General features: G+C 31.1%; 25 protein-coding genes and 1 pseudogene. 14 read left to right on the top strand and 12 right to left on the bottom strand.

The genetic code is table 11. The features are described from left to right. Window positions 1–37: 37 nt before the first annotated feature. The 3 genes from KPL50_RS04530 to KPL50_RS04540 form a co-directional block, all read right to left on the bottom strand. Entirely contained in the window at window positions 38–289 is a 252-nt protein-coding gene (locus KPL50_RS04530; protein ID WP_216297271.1) for a hypothetical protein, read from the bottom strand. A 208-nt stretch (window positions 290–497) separates the two neighbouring features. After that, complete coding sequence (locus tag KPL50_RS04535; protein ID WP_216297272.1) at window positions 498–1559, bottom strand: tRNA-dihydrouridine synthase; 1062 nt, start codon at window positions 1557–1559, stop codon at window positions 498–500. Between the two features lie 354 nt (window positions 1560–1913). Continuing rightward, entirely contained in the window at window positions 1914–3368 is a 1455-nt protein-coding gene (locus tag KPL50_RS04540) for an ATP-binding protein (RefSeq protein ID WP_253200451.1), read from the bottom strand. 375 nt (window positions 3369–3743) lie between these two features. Between KPL50_RS04540 and KPL50_RS04545 the strand changes: the two genes are divergently transcribed. After that, window positions 3744–4934 carry a metallophosphoesterase family protein gene (locus KPL50_RS04545; RefSeq protein ID WP_216297273.1) on the top strand — a complete coding sequence of 397 codons (1191 nt, stop codon included), beginning with the start codon at window positions 3744–3746 and terminating at the stop codon, window positions 4932–4934. A 74-nt stretch (window positions 4935–5008) separates the two neighbouring features. Beyond that, window positions 5009–5749 (top strand): alpha/beta fold hydrolase, encoded by a 741-nt coding sequence (locus KPL50_RS04550; RefSeq protein WP_216297274.1) that lies wholly within the window; start codon window positions 5009–5011, stop codon window positions 5747–5749. Window positions 5750–5784: 35 nt separating this feature from the next. Here the strand turns inward: KPL50_RS04550 and KPL50_RS04555 are convergent, their stop codons facing one another. The 4 genes from KPL50_RS04555 to KPL50_RS04570 form a co-directional block, all read right to left on the bottom strand. Continuing rightward, the gene (locus KPL50_RS04555) at window positions 5785–6432 is read right to left on the bottom strand and encodes a hypothetical protein (RefSeq protein ID WP_216297275.1); all 648 of its coding nucleotides are present in this window, start codon (window positions 6430–6432) and stop codon (window positions 5785–5787) included. A 169-nt stretch (window positions 6433–6601) separates the two neighbouring features. Beyond that, window positions 6602–6961 (bottom strand): hypothetical protein, encoded by a 360-nt coding sequence (locus KPL50_RS04560; protein WP_216297276.1) that lies wholly within the window; start codon window positions 6959–6961, stop codon window positions 6602–6604. A 4-nt stretch (window positions 6962–6965) separates the two neighbouring features. Next, entirely contained in the window at window positions 6966–7355 is a 390-nt protein-coding gene (locus KPL50_RS04565; protein WP_216297277.1) for a MurR/RpiR family transcriptional regulator, read from the bottom strand. A gap of 261 nt (window positions 7356–7616) precedes the next feature. Continuing rightward, window positions 7617–9332, bottom strand: a complete 1716-nt coding sequence (locus tag KPL50_RS04570; protein WP_216297278.1) for a methyl-accepting chemotaxis protein — start codon at window positions 9330–9332, stop codon at window positions 7617–7619. Window positions 9333–9670: 338 nt separating this feature from the next. On the opposite strand from KPL50_RS04570, the gene KPL50_RS04575 reads away from it, so the two are divergent. From KPL50_RS04575 to hxlB, 8 genes are all read left to right on the top strand, one after another. Continuing rightward, window positions 9671–10693 carry a LacI family DNA-binding transcriptional regulator gene (locus KPL50_RS04575; RefSeq protein ID WP_216297279.1) on the top strand — a complete coding sequence of 341 codons (1023 nt, stop codon included), beginning with the start codon at window positions 9671–9673 and terminating at the stop codon, window positions 10691–10693. Window positions 10694–10705: 12 nt separating this feature from the next. Further along, window positions 10706–11458, top strand: a complete 753-nt coding sequence (locus KPL50_RS04580; protein ID WP_216297280.1) for a sugar phosphate isomerase/epimerase — start codon at window positions 10706–10708, stop codon at window positions 11456–11458. A 99-nt stretch (window positions 11459–11557) separates the two neighbouring features. Beyond that, window positions 11558–12853 carry a citrate transporter gene (locus tag KPL50_RS04585; protein ID WP_375372902.1) on the top strand — a complete coding sequence of 432 codons (1296 nt, stop codon included), beginning with the start codon at window positions 11558–11560 and terminating at the stop codon, window positions 12851–12853. A gap of 84 nt (window positions 12854–12937) precedes the next feature. Next, complete coding sequence (locus KPL50_RS04590; RefSeq protein ID WP_216297281.1) at window positions 12938–15073, top strand: hydantoinase/oxoprolinase family protein; 2136 nt, start codon at window positions 12938–12940, stop codon at window positions 15071–15073. After that, a complete protein-coding gene (locus KPL50_RS04595) occupies window positions 15070–15735 on the top strand; it encodes a hypothetical protein (protein WP_216297282.1) in 666 nt (221 codons plus the stop codon). The genes KPL50_RS04590 and KPL50_RS04595 overlap by 4 nt, the downstream gene beginning before the upstream one ends. Continuing rightward, window positions 15728–16663, top strand: coding sequence for a sugar kinase (locus KPL50_RS04600; protein WP_216297283.1), 936 nt, complete (start codon window positions 15728–15730; stop codon window positions 16661–16663). The genes KPL50_RS04595 and KPL50_RS04600 overlap by 8 nt, the downstream gene beginning before the upstream one ends. Window positions 16664–16676: 13 nt before the next feature. Then, on the top strand, window positions 16677–17291 hold the full coding sequence (hxlA, locus tag KPL50_RS04605; protein WP_216297284.1) for a 3-hexulose-6-phosphate synthase: 615 nt from the start codon (window positions 16677–16679) through the stop codon (window positions 17289–17291). Further along, on the top strand, window positions 17292–17831 hold the full coding sequence (gene hxlB, locus KPL50_RS04610; protein ID WP_216297285.1) for a 6-phospho-3-hexuloisomerase: 540 nt from the start codon (window positions 17292–17294) through the stop codon (window positions 17829–17831). Between the two features lie 52 nt (window positions 17832–17883). On the opposite strand, the gene KPL50_RS04615 is transcribed toward hxlB, so the two are convergent. The 3 genes from KPL50_RS04615 to KPL50_RS04625 form a co-directional block, all read right to left on the bottom strand. Next, the gene (locus KPL50_RS04615; RefSeq protein WP_216297286.1) at window positions 17884–19821 is read right to left on the bottom strand and encodes a Cache 3/Cache 2 fusion domain-containing protein; all 1938 of its coding nucleotides are present in this window, start codon (window positions 19819–19821) and stop codon (window positions 17884–17886) included. Window positions 19822–20070: 249 nt separating this feature from the next. Then, complete coding sequence (locus KPL50_RS04620) at window positions 20071–20502, bottom strand: hypothetical protein (protein ID WP_216297287.1); 432 nt, start codon at window positions 20500–20502, stop codon at window positions 20071–20073. 173 nt (window positions 20503–20675) lie between these two features. Further along, entirely contained in the window at window positions 20676–21494 is an 819-nt protein-coding gene (locus tag KPL50_RS04625) for a PrsW family intramembrane metalloprotease (protein ID WP_253200452.1), read from the bottom strand. A 210-nt stretch (window positions 21495–21704) separates the two neighbouring features. Here KPL50_RS04625 and KPL50_RS04630 point away from each other — a divergent pair. The 3 genes and pseudogenes from KPL50_RS04630 to KPL50_RS04640 all read left to right on the top strand — a co-directional run. Next, window positions 21705–22055, top strand: a pseudogene (locus KPL50_RS04630) (AAA family ATPase); the annotation flags it as partial. Next, a complete protein-coding gene (locus tag KPL50_RS04635) occupies window positions 22045–22365 on the top strand; it encodes a hypothetical protein (RefSeq protein WP_216297290.1) in 321 nt (106 codons plus the stop codon). The pseudogene KPL50_RS04630 and the gene KPL50_RS04635, both read left to right, overlap by 11 nt. 154 nt (window positions 22366–22519) lie before the next feature. Continuing rightward, window positions 22520–22666: a hypothetical protein gene (locus KPL50_RS04640; protein WP_216297291.1), complete on the top strand. Its 147-nt coding sequence runs from the start codon at window positions 22520–22522 to the stop codon at window positions 22664–22666. Window positions 22667–22820: 154 nt separating this feature from the next. Here the strand turns inward: KPL50_RS04640 and KPL50_RS04645 are convergent, their stop codons facing one another. Then, window positions 22821–23822: a D-cysteine desulfhydrase family protein gene (locus KPL50_RS04645; protein ID WP_216297292.1), complete on the bottom strand. Its 1002-nt coding sequence runs from the start codon at window positions 23820–23822 to the stop codon at window positions 22821–22823. 108 nt (window positions 23823–23930) lie between these two features. Next, complete coding sequence (rnk, locus tag KPL50_RS04650) at window positions 23931–24332, bottom strand: nucleoside diphosphate kinase regulator (protein WP_216297293.1); 402 nt, start codon at window positions 24330–24332, stop codon at window positions 23931–23933. Between the two features lie 665 nt (window positions 24333–24997). Between rnk and KPL50_RS04655 the strand changes: the two genes are divergently transcribed. Beyond that, window positions 24998–25348 carry a hypothetical protein gene (locus tag KPL50_RS04655; protein ID WP_216297294.1) on the top strand — a complete coding sequence of 117 codons (351 nt, stop codon included), beginning with the start codon at window positions 24998–25000 and terminating at the stop codon, window positions 25346–25348. Window positions 25349–25406 lie beyond the last annotated feature (58 nt).

Raw genomic sequence — 25406 nt, forward strand, 5'->3', positions numbered from 1 at the left:
TTTTCTTATTTTAAGGCTATTTGAGGTTATCTAAACACTACTTTTCTGATATATTAATTGTTATTTGTCTTTTTTTTGAAGTAGTGTCCTTGGAATCATCACCTTCATCTGATTGATTACTTTTTTGTTCTTTTTTTGATGTAGCATCATTATCGCTGCTATTCATATTAGACATACCATTATCTGAAGAGTCTGAACCTTTACTCGCGACTGAAATAACTCCATTAGGGATTGTAATTTCAATAGTATTCATACTTTTTTCTAATTTTTCTGAATCATCTTTACTCATAAGTAATCTCCCTTCGAATATAAAGACTACACTATATACATAGTGTGCACTATATAGTTTACCCACTTCGTTATAAAATATAGTTTATAAAAATTATATTTCTCTGAGGTTTGAAAAATTTTCATAAGTCGATTTTTATAAAAAAACTATATTTATATTGGTCAAAAAAATAAGAAAAGAAGCAAAAATACGTTGATGCTTATAAGTATTATTTTTGTTTATTATCTCTTTCAAATATAACTTTCCCGGCACAAACCTTAGACTGACCAAACCACATACATTTTGCACAATTCAAGCATTTCCCAGTATCTTTACCTTCTTTTGCATCATTTGCCCAATTAGGATTTATGAGAAATCCTTTAGCAATATCCACAATGTCTACATTTGTTTCACTTAATATTTCTTCTGCAATCTCCGCTGAATTAATTCCGTTAACTGCAAATACTGGAATTGAAACTTCTTCTTTAATTTTTTGCGCTGCATAAACAGCATTAGTGTATTTATACTCTTCATTTACATGCATTTCCTGTTCACTCATAAATCCATAAGAAATATCAAGGAAATCTATTCCGTTTTTTTCTAATACTTTAGCATAATGTATACCGTCTTCTATTGTTGGTTCAAATCCTCCCAAACGGATTCCAACAATGAATTCTTTTGGTGTTACTTTTCTAACCCCATCTATTATTTCTACAACAAATTTTTCAGGATTTTTGCCATACTCATCAGTTCTTTTATTTACTTTTTTGTTTAAAAACTGGCTTATTAAATATGCGTGGCATCCATGAAGTTCAACCCCATCATAGCCTGCTTCATAAGCTCTTCTTGTAGCTTCAATATAATCATTTTGTATAGATTTTATATCTTCCCTAGTCATTTCATGTCCAACAACACTTCCAGCATAATTTTTATATTCATAGGGACTTGGACATATTGGGTCTTCTGATATTCCAACAACTCCTGCATGATGAATTTGAATAAATATTGGACAGCTTTCTTCGTGAACTGCATCAACTATACTTTTTAGTCCTTCAATTTGATCATCTTTCCATATTCCAAGCTGCTTTTCTAGTAGTTTCCCACCAGCACTAACACAGGTCGCTTCTTGAATTATGAGTCCTGCTCCCCCTCTAGCCAATTCTTTATAACGTTCTACATTTTCAAATGCTACATATCCATCATCTCTAAATCCAATAACCATCGGAGGAACACAAATACGATTCTTCATTTTTACATTTTTAATACTAAACTCTGTAAATAATTTTTTCAAAATTCCACACTCCTATCTCACTATTTCATTTGTAGTTGGCCAATAGTATTATTTTAAGTGTAATGTGATTTCAATGCAAGTACGCACTTTTTTTATTCATAGTTTCAAAAATGATACTATTAGTAAACTCGCTTCGCTCATAAACACCCTTGAGGTTCATAAATAATTACATTAAAATATCTTATTCTAGATCTTTTTTTCAAAGGCTTCGATAAAATGTCTGGCTGCAGCTGATGGGTAAGCATTTTTCATCCATATTCATATTATTTTCATATAAATGGTATACATTTTACATTCCGTCAATAGTCTAATAGTCTAATAGTTAACTATATAATTACGTGCTTACGAATATTACTAATAAATATCAGAGAATTCCAATTGTATACGTTCATCTTTATTTTTCAAATTGCTATTAAGTAACATGCTTTCCTGCACCACTTTTATGCAAGGAAGAGTAAAGGTGAATTTACTCCCTTTATCAAGTTCACTTTCAACAAATATTACTCCTCCATGCAATTCTACTATCGACTTAACTAAACTTAAACCAATACCTGTACCTTCAGCATTTCTTGATAAGGATTTATTTACCTGCTTAAATCTATCAAAAATCACATCTTTGTGATTACTAGCAATACCTACTCCATTATCTATAACTGATATTTCAACAAATTCATTTTTATTTTGAATATTAACACAAATTTCTGTACCTTTTTCTGAAAATTTAATTGCATTTGATATAAGATTTAATACTATTCTCTCTATCTTTTCTGGATCACAAGCAATTACCTTCTCTTCAATATCAGTATCAAAAATAAGATTTAAACCTTTACTATCACTATAGTCAATAACTGACATTACTATATCCTCAATAATATTAATTATATTATTATTTGACAAGTGCATTTCGAAGAATCCTGCTTTAATTTTTGATGAATCAACTATATTGTTTATAAGTTTTGATAACCTATAAGAATTTAGTTTGATTGAGTCAATGTATTTAATTATTTTTTCCCTTCTATCGTCTAATGAACCATTGTTGCAATACATTTCAAACAACTGTGCAGATGAAAAAATTACATTTAGTGGAGTTTTAAGTTCATGTGAAATATTTGCAATAAACTCATCTTCTGAAATAAGTAATTTTTGCAGCTCCTTATTCGTCTCATTTTTTTTACTAATTTCTTCATTCATATAATATAAAATACACTTAATAAAAATAAAATTAACTAAAATAAGTATTATACCTAGAGAAATCAATAAGTATCGGTGGAATATTTGAGTATTTAAAGCTTTGTTATGCATGTTAGTAGTCTCTAAATCAATTTTAGAGACTACTATATTATTAGCCGTTCTAAATTTATCAATTAAATTTTCACCATCGTTCATGTTCAATTTTGCCTCATAGGATTTTCCATTACTGACTAGTGATATTTGTTGTTGAAAAAAATTTTCAATTTCTATAATTTGTCTGTTTAATTGATTAGTAGTAAATGCACCTAATTCCGTATCATTTAAATTATCCAGGGAATTATTGTAATTTTCTATTTGTTTAGTTCCTAAGTAGTAGGGTTCTAAAGACTTCTTCTTCTCTCTAATAATATAGCCTCTAATACCCGTTTGTTGATTAATTAGTGATGTTAAAATACCGGTTGAAAGTGTTTTTATTGGAAGTAATCTTTCGATAATAAAACTGGACTCTTTCTGTACTTTACTCATACTATAAATACTAAATAGTATTATTAATAACGATAAAAAAGCAATTGAAAGATACCCCCATATTAAAGCTCGTCTACTTTTAATCTTATCCATACTACTTATCCTCTCTTCCAAAAATAATTTCCACTACTATTTAATTTAAAATAAGTTATTGCAGTAAAGACATAAATACATTTGCTTTCCTTAGAAATTACATTTTATATCATAATTTCAAGTTGTCATTTCCAATTATATTTTACCATATTATTCTACATTTTGGTATAACATTACATTATTACTTTATTATTGCTAATAAACCGTAAATTATAACTTCTCATATATTCATGATTTTATTCTAGTGTTTAAGTGGCTCTATACCTCTAGTATTGTAAGCTAAAAAAACAGAGAAATTAATATACTTGTTATAATTATGTAATATTAAGTTATATTGTGATAATATGTATATATTGAACTTGGAGATGATAAGCAATGATTAATGAAGTTAAAAAACTTAAACATGATATTAAAAATAATACAATATCATCATGTGTTAATTTAGAAAAAAGATTATATGAAATTAGCAATACTTTATGGAGAGGTATCTTAAATATCAATGAAGATAATTTAAATAATATAAGTCTTCTCCATAACTTTCTTATAGAAAAAGTTTGCAGTATACATAAGCAAGAAGAGGATTTACATAATGCAGAAATTTATAAAAATAATTTAAGTTTTAGGCATATAAAAAATCAATTAATAGACGGCAAGCGAGCTTTAAACATTTATTCTTTTAATGATGAAACATATGAATACTATTTTATTGGTGATATACATTCGGATGTAACAAGTCTTAGAGCCATACTTAATTCCTGTAATTTTTTTAATACAATGACTAAATCTAAAAATATCCGTTTAATATTTTTAGGCGATTATGTAGATAGAGGTAAATCTCATCTTGAAACCATAGAACTTGTATTGCTCTTGAAATATTTATTTCCGAATAATTGCTACCTTCTAAAAGGGAATCATGATGGTGGTTATATTGATAATAAAGTAGTCTTATGTGTTAAAAAACAGGAGAGTGTTGGGGAAACAGGCTATTTTTTATATTATGTTTTTAATTTAGCAAAACATAATCCAAGCTTTAGTATTGAAACTGTATACAATTACGTAAAATTCTTTAATAGTTTATGCAATATAGGCTTACTGGGGTTTAAAGATATTAATATACTTGCTGTTCACGGAGGAATTCCAAGACCTCAAATCAATAGTAATCAATCCAATTATTTTTCCTATATTAAATCATTTTCTCAGCTTGCAGATGAAACCATCGTTGATGAACTAAATAAAACTATATTTCATAATATGTTATGGAGTGACCCTAAAGATATAATTAATGAAAAATCTTTGCTAAAATCAAGATTCAACTTTAACCAAGAGCATTTTAATGAATTTATAAATATTCTTGGCGTGGATTTATTAGTTCGTGGACACGAAGCTGTAGATAATGGAGTTGCTGAATTTTTTAATGGAAGACTATATACTATTTTTTCTAGTGGCAAAATTTTAAATGAAAACAATGAAAATATTAATATATATACAGCTTATGGCGATGTATCACCTAAAATTTTAAAATTACACAATAAAAAAGATTTACTAAGTCTACCTGTGACTTGGTAATACCTATTATTAATAATAAACATAAATTAATACTAACGCATCACATAGATAAAATATATCTAAAGGGGGATTCTATGTTTATAAAAATAAAAAAAATGAAATTTCTGAAGCTATATGTGAATTGTTATGGAAAAGGAGATCCAACTGTCGTATTTGAATCAGGGCTAGGTTGTACTCATCTTGACTGGAAGGTAGTTCAAAATCAAATTTCAAAAAATGCAAGAACATTTTCTTATGATAGAGCAGGTCTCGGAAATAGTGATACAGGTGATTTGCCAAGAACCAGCTTAGACCAAGTTCACGAGTTACATACTGTTTTAAATAAGGCAAAGGTTAAAGCCCCCTATATTATAGTTGCGCATTCAATTGGAGGCTATAATGCAAGATTATTCGCAGGTACATACCCTAAAGAAGTGTCTGGTATTATATTTGTTGATTGTTCACATGAAAATCAATATGAAGATAGGGTGAACCGTTCTTCTTCAAAAGAAATAGAAATCGCGAAAAGCCAATTGATTGGTGCAGAGCAAACTTTTGATGAATTACTAATTAGTGCTAAACAAGTAAAAGAAATAAGAAAAAAGGATGCATTAAGGAATATTCCAATAATTGTCCTTACCGCTGACCATAAAGGTGAAGAATCTTCTACCATTACAGAAGAAACTTGGTTAAACTATCAGAATGACTTAGTATCATTATCAGATTATAGTAAACACATTATTGTTGAGGATAGCAGTCATTATATACAGAAGGATAAGCCCCAGGTAGTAATTGATGCAATAAAAGGGATAATAAAAAAAATCACGCTAGGATAAGCGTGATTTTTTTATTAAATATATAATTTCCTACATTATTTTTTATCTTTTTTTGACCACATTTTTAAACCTATAAGCAATCCAGCCCCAATTGTAGATGCAATGCCTGTATATATTGCTACTTTACCTGTGTTTGTTTTATTTTTAGGCGTTTTAACTGCCTTGTGATAATCTTCCATCAAATTTTCATACTGTTTCTTGTTGATATTCCCTATACCTATACCCATAACTTTACAATTCATAGCTGCATAATAATTAATTTTTTCTGATATGTAACAGTTAAATGTATGTATTTTCTGAGGTGTTGAACTTCCATCATTCCATAATTCAACTCCAAATAATTCTTCATATATAAACTGATGTTGAAAAACTACTAAAGAGTAATTACCCCGTTTTGAGTGATGTATATTGATATATCCATCTTTTGCAATTTGTTTGTCAATATGCCCTTTGTATAAAACTAAAATATTCTTAGATGAATTTTCATTCTTAATCTTATCAAATAATTCTCTGCCATCAAATGAATAAAATAATTCAACAGTAGTTATATTATTCTTCACTAAGGCTAGTTTGATTATCTCTATATATGAATCAATGTATTGTATATCTTCTGGAAGTTTATTTTTGTAATCATTTATTACCTTTTGAGTTTTTTTATTAAATATACTATTGATAAATTCCATTTTTTTACACCCCTCTTCTTCCTTTTCAGTTTTGTTAGTCTTATTAGTTTATCATATTTTGCCCTCTTTGTTTGGTTAACATAACATATATTATTTAAATTTAATAAAATGTTTACTTATATTCAAAAATAATAGCCATTATCGTTTATAAGTTTAAGAAGATTTTCATCTATTTAGCAACATTATTAGCTTTTAAAAATACAATTGCTTTTTTTATTCTTTTTAACCCTTCATAAAGTTTATATTTTGAACAACCTACATTTATTCTTAAAAAACCTTCCCCTGATTGTCCATAAGTAGAACCAGACATTATTGCTACTTCACCTACATTAACTAACGCATTTTTAATATCCTCTATTGAATAAGGAAGATCTCTAATATCTAACCAAGCTAAATATGTTGCTTCAGGAATAGTAAATTTTATTTCTGGAATCTCTACCTCTAAGTACTCTTGTACGATATGCATATTTCGTGTTATATAATCATTAAATTCATTTACCCAAACTCCACATTTATTATAACCGGACATTGTGCTATATATCCCCATAATACTTCAATAAATAACTTGTAGCAATATTTAATTGAGAAGAATCAATATTCATTAACGTACATTTCATTTCATTATTAAAACGTGAAATATGATCATTAATATCATTATCTTTATGAATTATATGGTTATTTTTCTCATACTCATTTTGTTTATATTGGTTTAATGAATACCTTAACTCTTGAAAACCACTGTAACCAAGTTTTTTACATGTACGGCTAATTGTGGCAGTGGAGACATACATATCATTTGAAAGTGTTTCAATATTAGCAGTTAATATTTTTTCATGATATTTAAGAAAATAATTTAAAACTTGGGTTTCAAGGTTACTTAGACTAGCTCGCTTTAAAAGTAATTTTTTAAAAAAAATTTCCATGATTTTCACTCCTTAGTACTTCTTTGTGATTTATAACACTAACTTAGAATCGCACCAGTATTAACAATACTAAATAATATCACTAAAAATTTTAATGTCACTTAAAAACTTCCTTTATTATTTATTAAAAAACATCAAAAAAGGTTATGATATACCAATTTAATAGCATACATCATAACCATATTTACTTTACTTGTTTTTTAATATATCTAGGTATACCAATGGTCTATTCTATTTCCACTCTCTTAATTATATACAATATTAAATTTTAAACACAGATATTTCTTTATTTAATCCCTCTACACTTTCTGTAGTTTTTTCCACTTGATCAATAATTCCATTGGATCTTTCAGTTATATCTGATACCTTTTGAGCTATATTTGTGGTTCCTTCTGCTCCTTCATTTGAAGCCTGAGATACTTGCTCAATAGTCTTTATCACCTCTTGAAGTGAAGCTAAAAGTTCCTCTGAAGTTGAGCTAAACTCTAACACAAGATTATTTACAAAGTCTGCATCATTGCTATATTCACCTGCCACATTTAAGAATGTATTATAATCATTATGAACATCCTCAGACATGAATTTTAATAATTCATTAGAACTTGCAGATAAATCTGTTACTGAACCCGTTACTTTTTCTGTTATACTTTGTATTTCAGTCACTGTGGTCCTTGACTCTTCTGCAAGTTTTCTTATTTCATCTGCAACTACAGCAAACCCACGTCCTGCTTCTCCTGCTCTCGCTGCCTCAATGGCTGCATTTAATGCCAAAAGATTGGTCTGGTCTGATATTTGCATGATAGATTCAGATAATACATTAATTTGTGCCACTACTTTGGAATTCTCAATTGCTATCTCTAATTTATCTTTAGTTTTTAAAAATACTTGTAATGCTTTGTCTTTTGATTCTGTAACATTATTTTTAGTATCCATAGCTCTTTTGTTTATCTCTTGAGCTTCTATAGCCCCTTCTTGTGCTTTTCTTGCCATAGATTGAACTGCTCTTTCTATTTCATCCGCTGTTGCATTCATCTCTTGAGTGGAGGCTGCTGTTTCTTCCATTCCTGCGGACAATTCCTCCGTAGTTGCAGATACTTCCTCTATATTCATATTTAAAATATTTATATTTTCAGATACATTATGCACCACTGTTTTAATCCTATTAGATTCTTGACTTACATTTCTAATTAAAAGTTTTAATGAACTTTGCATACTATCAATTGCTTTTGCTATATCTCCCATTTCATCCTTTCTTTTTTTAGTCTCTTCTGGAACATCCCTTGTAAAATCACCGGTAGCTATGAGTTTTAAATGATTTACAACTAAAACTAATGGATTTGCAATGGCTTTTCTAAGTGTAATGGTTAACCCCGCGCCAATACATAATGAAAGTAAAAATATTGCCAGAGTTACCTTTTTTGAATTTTTAAATTCTTTATTGTTTTCTAATTCTAAATCAGAGGCTAATTTTACGTTATATTCTGCAATTTCTTTTAAACCCTTTTGGAATTCTCCTCCATAATTTTCAACAGAATTTAATTCTGCCATGGCTTCTTTACCTTTCCCATCCATTGCTAGTTTAATAGCGATATCTCTTCCTTTTATAAATTTTTCCTGATTACTTTCAATAATTAAAATACTATCTTTTTCATACTGATCAGTATGGATTTGTTTATAATTTGTCCAGTTTGTTTGAATTACCTTTTTCCTAACTTCTATATCTGCTAATTTTTTATCTTGCTTATCTTTATCCTTTGTATTTAGTAGTATATAATAGGTATCTGCCTCTATTGCCCTAGATTGGTTTCTGTTATCATTTAAGTATTGAATACTCAATAAGTTTTCCTTGTACATTGTTGCCACGTTCTGGTTTGCCTTTGCAAGATAAAAATATCCTACTCCACTCATCATAGTAATAAGTAATAATGCCGCAATTGAAAAAACTATAAGTTTTAATCTTACTTTTAAATTATTCATTTTAAGCTCCCTCTTTTATGTCTGTTATAATTATACAATAAATTATAAAATATAACAATATTTTTGCATGTTTATCAGAGGAGAAGCATGATTTTTTTTCAAGCACTAATTTAACTTTAAATTATAAATTAATAGCCTTAAACCTAAGAAATTCAATTAATGTGAGGGGGTGCTAAGTCTGAAAAGCACAACATTAGCTTAAAGAAAATATCCAACATTCTATAAAAACTATTGATTTTATAGAATGTTTGTTATATTATGAATTTATAGTATTTATGTGTACCGGTTTCGTATTTTGTTAACTGGTCCCGTTAATTGATTTACAGTAAGGAGATATTATGGAAAAAGAAAGACATTTAACAACAATAATTGATGTGGCAAATGCAGCAGGAGTATCCAAAACCACTATATCAAGATATATAAATGGTAAATACGAATTTATGTCAAAGGATACAAGAAAACGAATACAAAGCGTTATAGAAGAACTTAAGTATAGGCCAAGCAATGTTGCAAAGTCTTTAAAGTCTAAAAAAAGCGGGTTAATTGGAGTAATAATAGCAGATATAGCCAGTCAATTCTCATCAATATTACTTAAGGGAATTGGAGATACTTGCAAAGCTCATGGTTATCAAGTTGTTATATCTAATGTGGATAATGACCCAGATAAAGAAAGAGAGTATATTGAGTCTTTAATGGATAATAAAGTTGAAGGAATTATTGTAAATACTACTGGATATAACGATGAATTTTTAGTTGAGGTTAATGAAACAAGGGTACCATTAGTACTAGCGGACAGAACTATGGAGGACTTAAAAATAGACTCTGTTGCTATAAATAACTATAACATAACCTTTGATACAATAAAGCATTTAGTGGAAAAAGGTTATCGAAACATTGCATTCTTCACTGAGGAGCCATGCGGGAATAGAGCCAGACATCTTAGGAGGAGTGGATACTTGGATGCCATGAAGCAATTACTAGATGTAGATGATAATAGTCTAATATATACTATTGATTCAAAGGATGATAGTACGTCCATTAAAGCAATTGAAGAGTTTAATAATTTGTATAAACACGAACCTAAAGCTATATTTACCATTAATGGAGTTGTTTTATTAAGCTTGCTACAAGGAATAAAAAAGTCCAAATATAAAATACCGGAAGATTTTTATGTATGTGGTTTTGAAGACTGGGGTTGGGCAACCCTTGTATATTCTGAAATGCCAGTTATTTCACACCATTCTTATGAAGTTGGTGTAGAATCCGCTAAGATGCTTATAAAAAGAATCACTGGAAAAAGTAAAGGCAAGCCAAAATACAAAGAGTTAGAGGCTAAGCTTATAATAGGAAATTCAAAATAACGGGGTGATAATTTGCAAAAAAATAATATAGTAATAAATACCTTAGTATTCTTAGAAGATTTAAATAATGGAGTAAAACAATCAAAGTTATTAAAGGATATTCACGATTTAGGAATAAACAAAGTTGAGGTTAGACGTGAGTTTATAAAAGATTTTGAGACAGAACTTCTGGAAATAAGAGATATTTCAGAGGAGCTTCAAATGGAGATTTACTATTCAGTGCCAAGATACTTATATGCGGGCGGTGAGTTAAATATTGATGAAATTGAAGAATCCTTTAAAGAAGCTGATAAGATGAATTGCAGAAATGTTAAATTCAATATTGGCGACTATAATCATTTAAGTTCTGAAAACGTTTATATAATTAACTCACTTTGTGATAAATATTCAATAAAGCTTACTATAGAAAATGACCAGACTAAAGAAAATGGACAAGTTAAAAAGATTCAAGAATTCTTACAGGATGCAGAAACATTTGGAATGAAAGTTAGCTGTACCTTTGATATAGGAAATTGGCTTTGGCAGAAGGAAGAACCAATAGAAAATGCATATAAACTAAAACCATACGTTACATATATACATTTAAAAGATGTTTATATGAAAGATAAGCCACAAGCAACGATATTAAATCAAGGTATAATACCTTGGATAAATATACTTCACATATTCGATAGAAAAATACCTGTAGCAATAGAATATCCCTGCTTCCCAGATACTCTTGCGGGATTGAATAAAGAAATAAATAAGCTACAGGATATGAACTAAACAAAACATCCCTAAATGCATTACGGAGGTGGTACAAAAGGCCCAACATGTGAACCGGTACACAAATATAATGCAAGTGATAGAAGGAGGAATATTAAAATGACTTTGCCAGTAATTATTGGAATTTTATTGTTAATATCTTATTTTGGATTGATTTATTTTGCTGCTAAGGGTGGCAATCTTATGCTAGGATTTTTAATCATGGCTGTCCTATGGGTGGCACTAGGTATGGTAGGGGGAGAGATTACTTGGGAAATAGCACAGACTAAAGTATTCCAAGGCGGCCCTGAAAGTTGGGGTGCAACAGCAGTTATAGTTATTTTTGGTAGTTGGTTCGGTAGGGTTTTAGTTGAAACCGGGATTGCATCTACTATCATAAGAAAAACTGTTGAGCTTGGCGGGGACAACCCTCTTGTTACAACTGTATTACTATCAATTGTAACTGGTCTTATTTTCACTAGTACTTTTGGAGCAGGTGCGGTTGTAGCAATAGGTGTTATAGTACTACCAATCCTTTTATCCTTAGGTGTCCCAAAGCCACTTGCTGTTAGTTCTTATTTAATGTCAGTTGGTTCTGGCATGTATGTAAACTTAGTTTTATTTAAACAAATGCAAGGACTTTTCGAAGGGTTCAAATATGATGTTAATTATTTAAAATTCGGATTTGCTGCAATGGGAGTTCAGTTATTAGTTGTAATAATTATGCTTGCTGTAAGACTTCGTAAAACTTCAGTGAATCATGCTTGGGCAGCTCAAAGCTCAAGTTCAAGTAGTTCACAGCATGTTCCAGCTATAGCATTAATAACTCCACTTATTCCAGTTATTTTAACTATAGTGTTTAAGTGGCAGTCAATACCTGCATTTATAGTTGCGGTATTCTATGCATTATTTGTTTGTGGAAAGCTTAAATCTTTTAAAAACACAGAAAAAATCGTTACAAAGACTTTTTATGATGGCGTTCTAGACGTTGCTTCATTACTTGGATTTTTATTTATACTTCCAATGTTTAACAAGGTTGCTGGCTTAGATGCTGTATTTTTTCAATCAATACTAGGTGGAATAATGCCAACTAGTGTAGTACTCCTTTGTATACTATTTGCCATTGCTGCACCACTGGGATTATTTAGAGGACCATTAACTGTATTTGGAGCGGGTTCTGCAACACTTGGAATATTAAATGCAATTGGAGTATTTACTCCCACATTATTATTCCCATTAATCTATATATCAACAATTACAATGAATATTTCAGCTTGTCCAACACAATCTTGGAATTTATGGGCATTGAATTATTCAAAGGTTAGTGTAAAGGAATTCTTGAAATCAGGGGTTTTATGGGCATGGTTAATCTGTATTATAAACACAATAATTGCATTTGTAATGTTTGGAGCTTAAAAAGTATTTTATAATATTTATATAGTCTGCAGAAGAAATTCTGTAGACCAGTTTTAAAATAAAGGATTTTAGGAGGAAACAACCATGACAAAAAGATTAGTTAGAGTTGGAATCGACGTAGGAGGTACCCATACAAAGGCAGTTGCTATAGACAATGATACTCATGAGATTATAGGGAAAGCATCTGTTATGACATCTCATAATCATGAATTAGGAGTTTCCGCTGGCGTTATAGAATGTTTTGAAAAATGCCTTAATGCCAACAATATTCATCCAGATGAAGTTATTTTTATAGCACATAGCACAACTCAAGCAACTAATGCATTACTAGAGGGAGACGTTGCAGATGTTGGAATTATAGGAATGGGAGCAGGTGGCCTTGAGGGTTACTTATCTAAAAAACAAACAAGAATTGCTGATATTGATTTAGGAACAGGTAAGATTATTAAAGTACACCATACTTATTTAAAAAAGAAGAACATAAATACTGAAACTATAACAAATGCAATTAAAGAGCTAATAGGTCAAGGTTCTAGTGTTATTGTTGCTTCTAAGGCTTTTGGAGTTGATGATATTAGCGAAGAACAACAAGTTCAAGCAGTTGCCGAAAAAATAAATGTTCCCGTAAGCGTTGCCTCAGAAATAAGTAAACTTTATGGATTGACAAGAAGAACAAGAACTGCAGCCATCAACGCAAGTATTCTTCCCAAAATGCTAGAAACTGCTATAAGTACAGAAAGTAGCGTTAGGAAGGCAGGAATAAAAGTTCCCCTTATGATAATGCGTGGAGACGGCGGAGTTATGGATATTTCAGAGATGAAAAAACGTCCAGTGCTTACAATGTTATCTGGACCAGCAGCCAGCGTAGTTGGTGCTCTTATGTATTTAAGAGCTTCAAATGGTGTTTACTTTGAAGTAGGAGGAACAAGCACAAATATTGGTGTTATTAAAAATGGTAGACCTGCCGTTGATTATTCTATAGTAGGAGGACATGCTACTTACATAAGCTCTCTTGACGTACGAGTTCTTGGTATTGCTGGAGGTAGTATGGTAAGAGCTAATACTACTGGAATAGTGGATGTAGGTCCAAGAAGTGCTCATATAGCAGGTATGGAATATTCTGTATATACTCCTGAGGATGAGATTGTAGATCCACAATTAGAATTCTTTTCACCTAAGAAAGGTGACCCAGCGGATTATGTAGCTATAAAATTAAAAAGTGGAAAAAGAATAACAATTACTAATAGCTGTGCAGCAAATGTGTTAGGCATTGTAAAACCAGAGGATTTTTCATATGGAAATGTAAAATCTGCTGTAAAGGCTATGGAGCCTTTAGCAAAGCATCTTGGAATATCAGTTGAAGAAGTTGCAAAACAGATTCTAAAGAAATCCTTTGAAAAGATTAAACCAGTCATTGAAGGTCTTGCTGAAAAATATAAACTTGAAAAAGACCAGATTTCATTAGTTGGTGTGGGTGGCGGTGCCGCAGCATTACTTCCATATACGGCTAAGAATATGGGTTTAGAATATAGTATACCTGAAAATGCAGAAGTAATATCCTCTATAGGAGTTGCGCTTGCTATGATAAGAGATGTTGTTGAGAGAGTTATACCGAGTCCCACAAGTAAAGATATCGCTGATATTAAAAAGGAAGTAGCAAATTTGGCAATTGCTAGTGGTGCTGTTCCAGATACTATAGAGGTTCAAATTGAAATTGATCCTCAAACTTCAAAAATAACAGCCATAGCATTAGGTTCTACAGAAGTTCAAACTACTGACTTACTAAAAAAATGTACGGAGGAGGAAGCTAAAGAGCTTGCTGCTAAATCTATCGGTTTGCCAATTGACAAAGTAAAACTTGAATGCAAAAATAATGTATTCTATGTCTTCTCTGGAGTAAAGGATGTAAAGTCAGAAAAAATACAAATTAGAGTTGTTGATAAGAAGGGCTTTATCAAAATTCAAAGAGGCGATGGCATAGGAATCAAATGCACGGTAAAGGATATTGAGAATGCTATAGATGAAATGTGGGATAACCTTTCAGTTTATAAGAGCGATATGAGGCTTACACCAGATGTTTATCTGTGTATTGGAGGGAAAGTACTGGACTATTCAGGAATGACCAGCACTGAGCAATTATATATGATTATTGAAACGGAGACTACGCTTTTAGACCCAGATGAAAATGTTATAATTGTCGGGGCAAAGAATGACTTATGATAAAGGATTTAATAAGAGAGTTAAAAACTGTAGATAAAAATATATGGGGATTATATACTTTTAAGAGAGATCCTTTGTGTAGTAAAGTAACTGGTAAAGAAAAAGATGATATGATTAAGAAGGCTAATGAGTGTGGTCGCCTGGAAGCTATAGATCTTAAGGAGAAATATGGAACAAAGAATTGTCGCCAGTATGCCCAGCAGCTTGGGTTAATTATTTCTGAAATAGAGGAAACTAATGCCAATGATTATATTCTATTTGCTAAATTTAACTCGCCGAATAAGATATCTATCAATATAAATAATATTAAAAAAGCAGAAGAAATAGTCGAAAAAGAAAATCTTAATCTGCTAATTGATGAAGTGAAAATAGAAGCGATATTAATAGCCCATGAAATGTTTCACTTCATTGAGGGTAAAAACAAAGAAATATATACAAATAGTACAAAAATAAGGTTGTGGAAATTAGGTCCTATAAAATACAATTCAGGCTTAATAGCGCTAGGGGAAATTGCAGCTATGGCTTTTGCTAAAGAATTGCTGCAAATCTCTTACTATCCTAATCTATTTGATATACTGCTCCTATATCCCCATGATGAGAAAAGAGCAAAAATGTTATATGATGAAGTACTCGCAATGAAAGGATCTGATAACAATGTCTGAAATTATATTAATAGGTGAACCTATGGCAATGTTTATAGCTGACACTGTTGGCAACCTGGAAGATGTTGAAAAGTTCACAAAATCTTTAGCAGGAGCTGAAGTTGGTGTGTGCATTGGCTTAAAAAGATTGGGTTATGATGTTAGCTATGTCACAAAGCTTGGACTAGACCCTTTTGGAAAATATATAAAGAATTTTTTAATAAATGAGTCCATTGATATAAGTTTTATAACTTTTGATGCAAAATTTCCCACCGGTTTTCAAATGAAAAGCAAGACTGAGGTTGGAGATCCTGAGGTTGTATACTTTAGAAAAGGCAGTGCAGCATCACATATTACAAAAGAGGATATTAAAAAAATAGATTTAGATGGAGTTAGACATATTCATGTTACTGGAATACCTCCAGCATTATCTGATAGCTGCCGAGAAGCGACCTATGAATTAATAAGTAGAGGAAAAGGAAAGGGAATATTTGTAACTTTTGATCCCAATTTAAGACCTGCTCTTTGGGATAGTAAAGAGGAAATGGTTAGAGTAATTAATGATATTGCATCAAAATGTGATATGGTACTTCCAGGTGTTGCAGAAGGATTAACGCTAACAGGAAGCGACGACCCAAATAAAATTGCAGACTTTTATTTAACCCTTGGAGTTAAGACTGTAATTATAAAAATTGGGGATAAGGGAGCATTTGTAAAAACTCAAAATGAGTCATACACAGTCCCTGGGTATAAGGTTGAGAAAGTAGTAGACACTGTTGGAGCTGGGGATGGATTTGCTGTTGGTATAATAAGTGGGCTTTTAGAAAATTTACCACTTAAAGTAGCAGTAGCAAGGGGTAATGCTATAGGTTCCTTACAGGTAATGGTACCCGGTGATAATGAGGGTATGCCGAGTCGTGAAGAACTTCAGGAATACATGCAACACTAAGAGGTGGAAAAATATGAAAATACAACTTGCAATTGATAGAGTAAGTATTGAAAAAGCTAAGGAAATATCAAGAGAAGCTAGTCCCTACATAGATATAATTGAAGTTGGAACAGCATTAATAAAAGACTTTGGTATTGTATCAATTAAAGAAATTAAGGAAGCTTTTCCAAATAAGATTATCTTGGCTGATATGAAAACAATTGATGAAGGTGCTTATGAATTTAAAGCGGCTTTTAATAGTGGTGCAGACATTGCTACAGTTATGGGAGCAGCTTCCGTTAATACCCTGGAAGCTTGCTATAAAGTTGCCCAGGATTTCGGTAAATTCATGATGATAGATCTTTTAGAGGTAGGTTATGAAAAAATAAATATGTTAACAAGTTTTTCTGATGCGATCTTTTGCATCCACTCCCCCTCTGATGGAGGAGAACAAGATCTAACTGCTCTTCTAAAAGAATTCAAGGAAAAGTTCCCTAAAATCAGCAAAGTTGCTGTAGCTGGTGGTATAAATTATCAGACTATAACTACTATCAAGGAAGCAAATGTGGATATTGTGATAATCGGAGGAGCCATAACAAAGGCTGATAACATAGGGAAGGCAGCTAAAAAGTTTAAGGAGATGATATAAGTGGATACTTTAAATATTATAGTCGATGAAATAAGCTCTGTATTATTAAAGGTAGATAGGAAGCAGCTTGAAGAGGTTGTAAATTCTATAAGTAAGGATACAAGGATATTTGTAGATGGAGAAGGCCGATCAGGACTTATGGGAAAAGGCTTTGCCATGAGACTTATGCATTTAGGCTATAGCGTATATGTAGTGGGTGAAACCATAACTCCAGCAGTAGCCAAAAATGATATATATTTCGCTATTTCTGGATCTGGTGAAAGTGGAAACGTAGTTTTAAATACAAAAAAAGCTAAAGAGAAAGGCTGTACTATAATAGCTGTTACAAGCAAAGTACAATCCAGTATTGCCTCTTTAGCCCATAAGTTAATTGTGGTGCCTGGCACTACAAAAGGCGATAATGGAGAAGGAAGAAAATCTGTTCAGTTGTTAAGCTCTTTATTTGACCAAACTATTCATATAGTTCTAGATGCTTTATGTTTGATGCTAAGCAAAAAAGATAATATTTCAAATAATGAAGCTACAGCTAAGCATTGGTAGGTTAAAGGTCATAAAAATACATCCATGATATTTATAACATCATGGATGTGTTTTATTTATATATATCAGAAAATTCGATCTGTATTTTTTCAATATTTGTTTGATTCATTAAACCTATTTTTGAATTTTGATTATCATTATGGTCAACCATCTTAACAGGCAAGCTTATTGTAAATTCTGTACCTTCTTGATATTTACTTTTTACATTAATTATACCTCCGTGCATTTCAACTAAAGATTTAACTATAGCAAGTCCTATACCACTACCCTCATGTGCTCTACTAAGTATTGGGTCCACCTGCTTAAACCTTTCAAAAATTCGTGATAACTTATTTTCTGGAATCCCTATGCCATTATCCTTTACAGAAAGTATAACGTGATTATCTTTGTCGTACACTCCGACTTCAATTGTATCTCCTGGCCTCGTAAATTTAGTAGCATTAGAAATTAAATTAAGTAAAATCCTCTCCAGTTGTTCTTCATCAAAGGCCATAATTTTTTCTTCAATATCTGTATCAAAAATAATTGTTCTTGACATACCTTGTACATACTGAATAGTCGATAGGGTTATTTCCTCGGCAACTTGTACTATATTTTGATTCTTTAAATTTAACTCCATAAATTTAGAATCAATTTTACTAATATCAATTATATTATTTACGAGTCTTAACAGTCTATAACAATTTTGTTTTATATAATTTGTATATTCATTTAACTTGTCAATGTTATCTGTATTTGAATCTTTGCTTATATATACAGAAAATAACTGTGCTGTAGAAAAAATTATATTTAACGGTGTCTTTAATTCATGCGACATATTGGCAATAAATTCGGTTTTTAATTTATCGTATTGTACTAATTCTTCTATCAACCGCTTATTTTCAGTAATCATATTATTAAAACTATCGGATAATACCCCTATTTCATCTTTATTGTTTATATCTGAATGCACTGTTAGATCACCTTTACCCGCTATCTCCATATATGACTTTAATTTATTAATGGGCTTAACTAAATGGTTGGCCATAAATACAGCTATAATCCCACCTAGTAAAATCATTAATAACCCACTTAATAATGTAGTATAAAAAATTGATTTACTTGATGATGCTAAGTCATCATAGTTAGCTGTGGTGACAATATACCAATCCCAAGGTTTGAAATACATATGATAAGCTAATTTATGTACGCCTTTATATGTGTATTCAATTATCCCATCCTTATTTGAAATTATTTTTTTACTATAGTCATATTCGCTTAGATTTTTCCCCTTATCAGTAGGATGGATAATTGCTTTTCCATTAGAATCCATTATGTATACATAACCTGTTTTTCCTATTTTAACGCTATTTAATGTTTCTTCTAAATAATTATTAAGCAGTGTATTGCCTACACCTATTGCTCCTATAATCTTTTTATCTTTATTAAGTAATGGCTTAATTCTTGATAAATAACTTTCACCTTCATATGAATGTGAACCCAAATACTCTTGATTATTAATTATTTTATTGTAAACATCAGAGCCTGCAGAGTAGTATGTTCCTTCAATTCCTCGGTTGTATTCAATGCGGTTTGTAGATACTCTTATTAACATATTATTATTTAACAAAAATATAGAACCTGTACTTCCTGTAGATTTTTGTATATCATCAACAAGCTTAGTATCTAATGATAGCCTTTGTGTTCCAGCATATAAAACTGGTAAATAATAATCCCCTACTTTTATACTTTGAGAATTATCTACTTTTAGATCACCCAACCTATATAATAACTTCGCGGCAGAATTCAAATCACTATAAGATTTTTCTACAATGGAATCATTTCTTACACTTATTGTAGTATCAATTAATTCAGTTACAGATTTACTTTTTTCTTTAACTTCTTTAAATACTGCATCCTTTGTTATTTTACCAATTAAAATTCCAAGAAAACTTACTGTAAGTAGAATTAATATTAAGTAACTAATAATTATTTTAATTTTAATACTCATGAATTAAATCACTTCTCCTTAGGTGATAAAATAACATTGTTACTGCGCAATTTATAACAATTATAGACTAATTCTAACGGTTAAAGACATATTTGTAAATGAAAAATTTAGATACTAATTTAGAGTACCCTAATCAATTAAAACTTCATATTATTATCTTATCTACTACGCAATTATATTTTGAACAATTAAAAAACTAGAGCATTAATCTCTAGTTCATTAAACTTATTTTATAAAATTATTAATTACTTAATACTTTGAACTTTTCATAGCTTCTTGAATTTTGAGGTTTATTGTATTAGCTTGTTCTTGAGTAATTACTTTGCTTTTTACTAATGAGCTTATAATAATAGGTGTTGTTGTTGTATTAGGTGTCGTTACTGTATTAGGCGTTGTTACTGTATTAGGCGTTGTTACTGTATTAGGTGACATATTGTTTGTTATTGCTGCAAGCACTTTACTTGACTGGGCCTGTGTTATTGTCTTTGCAGTAACTAGGTCTTTAAGAGTAGTAGAATAAAGTTTCATCATGGTTGTTGAGTTAGCTTGGTTAGGTTTTGTAGTATTAACCATTGGTTGTTTCATAGCAATTGGTACCTTTGTACGACTACTACAACCAGAAAATACTATAATAGTCATACTGACACTAATTAATATTGAAGCAATTCTTGTATTTTTCATTTTTTCATTCCCCTCACATGTATTTTTATTTTATTTCTTTACTATTTTATGATTAGGATAAATTGATGAAAATATACTAACAATATTAACTTCCCGGTCGGCGCAAGGTTCTGACTGAAAGTCAGATTCTTGCTAAAGAAAACTTCAGGGGTTCTAATATAAACTAAAAATTATTAGTTCCTTGCTAATCGTTCTCTCGCCAGTTTTTTTGCTTTAAACCACAATCTAATTAATATAAGTATACCGAGAATACCAATGATGCCCTGTCCGATAAAAGCAGCAATTGCGGAAGGTGTAAACATTCCAATTATAGAGGGGATTCCATTCCAAAGTCCATGCAGCACAACCACGGTAACAAACGCTCCAATAACCCTTAAATTTAATGAAAATTTTCTCGGAGCACTTTCTCTTAATAGTACAGCTGCTAAAATAGCTGTCCAAGTACCATGCCCTAGTGGCGATAATATTCCTCTGAGTAGTGTTATATATACAGTAGATGATAAACTTCCACCACTCCTTAAAAATGTAGTAAAGGCATAGCCTGAGCTTTCTAATGCTGCAAAGCCCATTCCCGCGGCTGCTCCAATAATTAACCCATCTAGCTGAAGGTCATGGTTTCTATTTCTGAAAATAACTAATACTCCAACGATTTTTGCAAATTCTTCAATTATACCTACAAACATAGCTGTTGAAAAATTTAGGTTTTGGATAAAAATTGGTTCAAGCATTGCTGCTGCAAAGATTCCTAAAAACCCACCATAAAAGAACCCTGCAAGAGTCATAGGCATACTTACATTGCTTAAAGTTCTCTTTTGATATAAAAAGGCCACGTAGGTAACTGGTATAAGGAAGTTGCCTAGCATAACTATTGCTGGAAATAAATTTGGGTTTTGCGTTAATACCAACACTTTTAAACCTACTATGTATATTATTAACCCTATTATTAATAATTTCCACCATTTATAACGTTTTTTGCTTGTATTTTTTTCCATGTTTTTCATAATCCTTTCTGTGAACCTCCCATCACTGAAGTGAGGTCTTATATTATTACTAATTGAGTTAGGCGCTCTTGAAATAAATTTGGTTTAATATATATTGTTCTCAAATTTCTTAAAATTATAGATATGATTTATATTAAGCATGGTTTTACCATTCTAAGAATTAAATGAGGATTTCTCAATAATTAACTAAATACATTTTAAATTACTAGAGCACTAGGAGATTTGATTTCTTCTTATTCTCACGGAATGAAACAGAAGTTGGCTCTGATTTCCGCTCTAATCCATAAACCAAAACTGCTCTTGTTAGATGAACCGTTTGTGGGATTAGATCCGAAAGCATCTCTCACGTTGAAAAATACTATGCATGAAATTTGCAAGGAGGGAAGTGCTATTTTCTTCTCTACACATGTGCTAGATGTGGCTGAAAAACTATGCAATAAAATTGCCATTATTAAAGAGGGCATACTCATTGAAGCGGGAGATACTGAAGCTTTGATTCGAAATCAATCCTTGGAATCACTCTATATGGAGGTGGTGAAAAATGAAAAATAGCATCTTGATTCTTTTAAAAGCACAGTTTCTAAATCAATCGGGAGTGAACACCTTTCTATATGAGAAGGATAAAAAGAAGAAAACTAGAGTTGTTATGTTTACTATATCAATGACTTTAGTTGTGATTATGTTGGCACTATATTGCTTTGGAATGGGATATGGGCTGGGTAGTATCAGACTTACTGCTATTATTCCATACTATGCATTTACCATTACAAGTTTGCTTATCATGTTTTTTACTCTATTTAAGGCCAGCGGAATATTATTTGCCTTCAAAGATTACGATATGCTTATGGCACTGTATCTCTAATAAGTTCTCTACTGATGAGTCTTTCTTTGAAATCGGATATTATGCTAACCCTATGGATGTTTGTCACACCACTTGCTTATGTGGGATTTACTTCTGTGTGGGGAATCTTCATTAACCTTAAGATGCCAAATTTCACCTGGGAATTGTGGTCTGAATGCTATTCGGTATAATACCTATTGGAATTTTATTTCTTCTACCAGGTATAGATAGAAATATACTTACGGGATTGATTACCCTTGGAGTTGTAGGTATTACATCGTTGCTTTATATAAAAGTGTGTGGAACGAAGTTACCAAGCTAGTCCAATTAAATAGTCAAAAAACAGAAAATTCACTTCACTCATAAACACCCTCGACGGTAGTGAACAAAATGTAAACGCCTGAAATCTTTTCTATCTATAAAAAGGCAAGGGTAATCTTGCCTTTTGTTATTACTTTATCCATACTACTGATTGCTTATTTGTTACCATCAAATTCGAATAAATCCTTTTGAGGGAACAATCCAAATAGCCCACCTGTATGAATAAATAATATGTTTTTGAAGTCATGGAATCTGCCTTTTTTGATTTCCTCTGTAAGTCCATACATTCCTTTACCGGTATATACAGGGTCAAGTATAATCCCCTCGAGTTTTGCAAATTCACTTATAAAATTAAGTTCCACTGGGGTACTTAGTGCATAACCACGGCCAACATATCCATCTATTATATTTATTTCACTCCTGTCAAAATGAATATTCATATCCAAATACTTATTGCTTTCTATAAGTATTTCATGAATAGTATTTTTAAAATGTTCTTCGTCGTCACATACGTTAATTCCATAAATTTGTGACGAACTATTCAAAATTTTACTCCCAAGTAATAATCCTGCATGTGTCCCACCTGATCCTACTGCTATAAAAATTCCATCAAAATGAATACCTAGCTCTTTTTCCTGAGCGATTATCTCTTCCATAGCATTATAATATCCAAAGCTACCTATACCATTTGAAGCTCCCTCAGGTATAATGTATGGTTTAAAGCCCTTAATTTCCAGATCGGATTTTAACTCTTCCATTATTTCCATTCTTCTATTTTTATAATCCTCTGGTGTAATGAATTTTATGTCAGCACCTAAAAGTTTGTTTATAAACAAATTACCATCTATTTGCGTGTCTTCATTACCTCTTAAAACAAGACCTGCTTTCATCCCAATTTTAACTGCAGCCGCTACTGTGGATCTTGCATGATTTGATTGAATCCCTCCGCAAGTTATTAAATAGTCACATCCCATGTCAAGTGCTTCTTTAACTGAAAATTCAAGCTTTCTTATTTTATTTCCTGAAACCTCAATTCCAGTATAATCATCTCTTTTTATATAAATATCAGGTCCGCCCAAAAATTTTGATAACCTATCAAGCTTTTCTATCTTAGTTGGAAGATTTGCTAATTTAATTCTATCTGGTATTTTAATCATAATTTTTTTCCTCACTTTCTTCTCATTTTTTTGACTTTCTCATAAATATTTAAGATATAAAAAATGAACCACTTCTATAAATATACATAGAAATGATTCATAGATGAGTTATAACTCATAAGAATCCTGAGCCTCAGGTTGAAAAAGGACTTTTTTAACTTCAATCTGCACTGTACCGTTTGGTACTTTCCATTCTATAATGCTACCTTCACAATAACCGAGAATAGCTGTCCCAATAGGGGATAACACAGAAATCTTATTTTCTGAAATATCAGCTTCACTTGGGTATACGAGACTAAATTCTTCTTCAGTATCTCCAATTAATAAGCTAACCTTTGTATTCATCGTGATAACATCTCTAGGCAGCTGTTCAGGACTAGTGACATCAGCTCTATTTATTTCTGCTTCAAGATCTTTTAGATTTTGTTTGTTTTTCAAATCTTCGTATTTACTAATTATTCCCAATAATTTATCCTTGTCTGATTTAGTTATAAATATTTTTCGAGACATTTGTAAGTGCTCCTCCCACGTAGAATTATTTAATTATACCGTATTGATTTAATTTTATAGAGACATTCATCTTCGTTAAGTTTAGTTTTGATAATATCTCTAGGTTTGTTAAGCATTAAGGATTTTCCTAACGCAGATAAACAAGATAACATTCTTTCTTTCCTCCATAACAACCAAATGACTTAAAAAGCTCTAAAAGCATATGATGTCAGGTCATTAATTGAATGCTTAATAATTATATCTCCTTTATAACACATTTATGAAATTCCATGAAATAGCACAAAAGACACTTCCCACAAATGCATAAGGGAGATGCCTAAAGTATATGATATTATCATAACTCACTTTACACCCCTTGTCAATAATGTGAGACTATTTCCATTCTAATTTAGGGCCTTTTTAATCATATCATTTTCATTAAAATTTATGATTAGTGCTTTGTTTAATAGAAGGAAATATAAATGCCCTCGTGCAGAGAAGTAGATCAAAGCAGCAAAAGGCAAGGGCTATTTCCTTCGCCCAATGAAATCATTTTGTGTTGCAACTGACAATTTATTTTGCTAAAAGCTACACAAATAAAAGTTAACCTTAACTTTACATTGATTATGCTAATATGAAAATGTACTTAGCAAATAAGTAACAAATTATATTAGGAGGACAAAAAAATGAAAAAATTACAATTAGGAGCATTAGCATTAGCAACAGTATTAACATTAGGTGGAGCTACTACCTTTGCATCACAAAATCAAAATGAAAATAAATTAGGTACAACAAGTATAGGCGCTACAGCATCTACAACAGCAACAAAAGCTACAGCTGAGGAAATAGCTCAATTTGAAAGCGCAACTAAAGCTGGTACTTTAGTTACACCAGCTGCATCCTTAACTGAAGCTACAAAAGCTACAAAACTTACAGCTGAAGAAATAGCTCAATATGAAAAAATGGTTAAAAATGGTACATCAACTACTGCAAGTACTGCCGCTACACCAACTGAAGCTGCAACAACTAAAAAATAATAGCTTAGAATGCTGGTTATACTAATAGTAATTGATTATAATTATTAATATAACCAGC

Source organism: Clostridium sp. CF012 (assembly GCF_018861755.1).
Classification (GTDB): Bacteria; Bacillota; Clostridia; order Clostridiales; family Clostridiaceae; genus Clostridium_AD.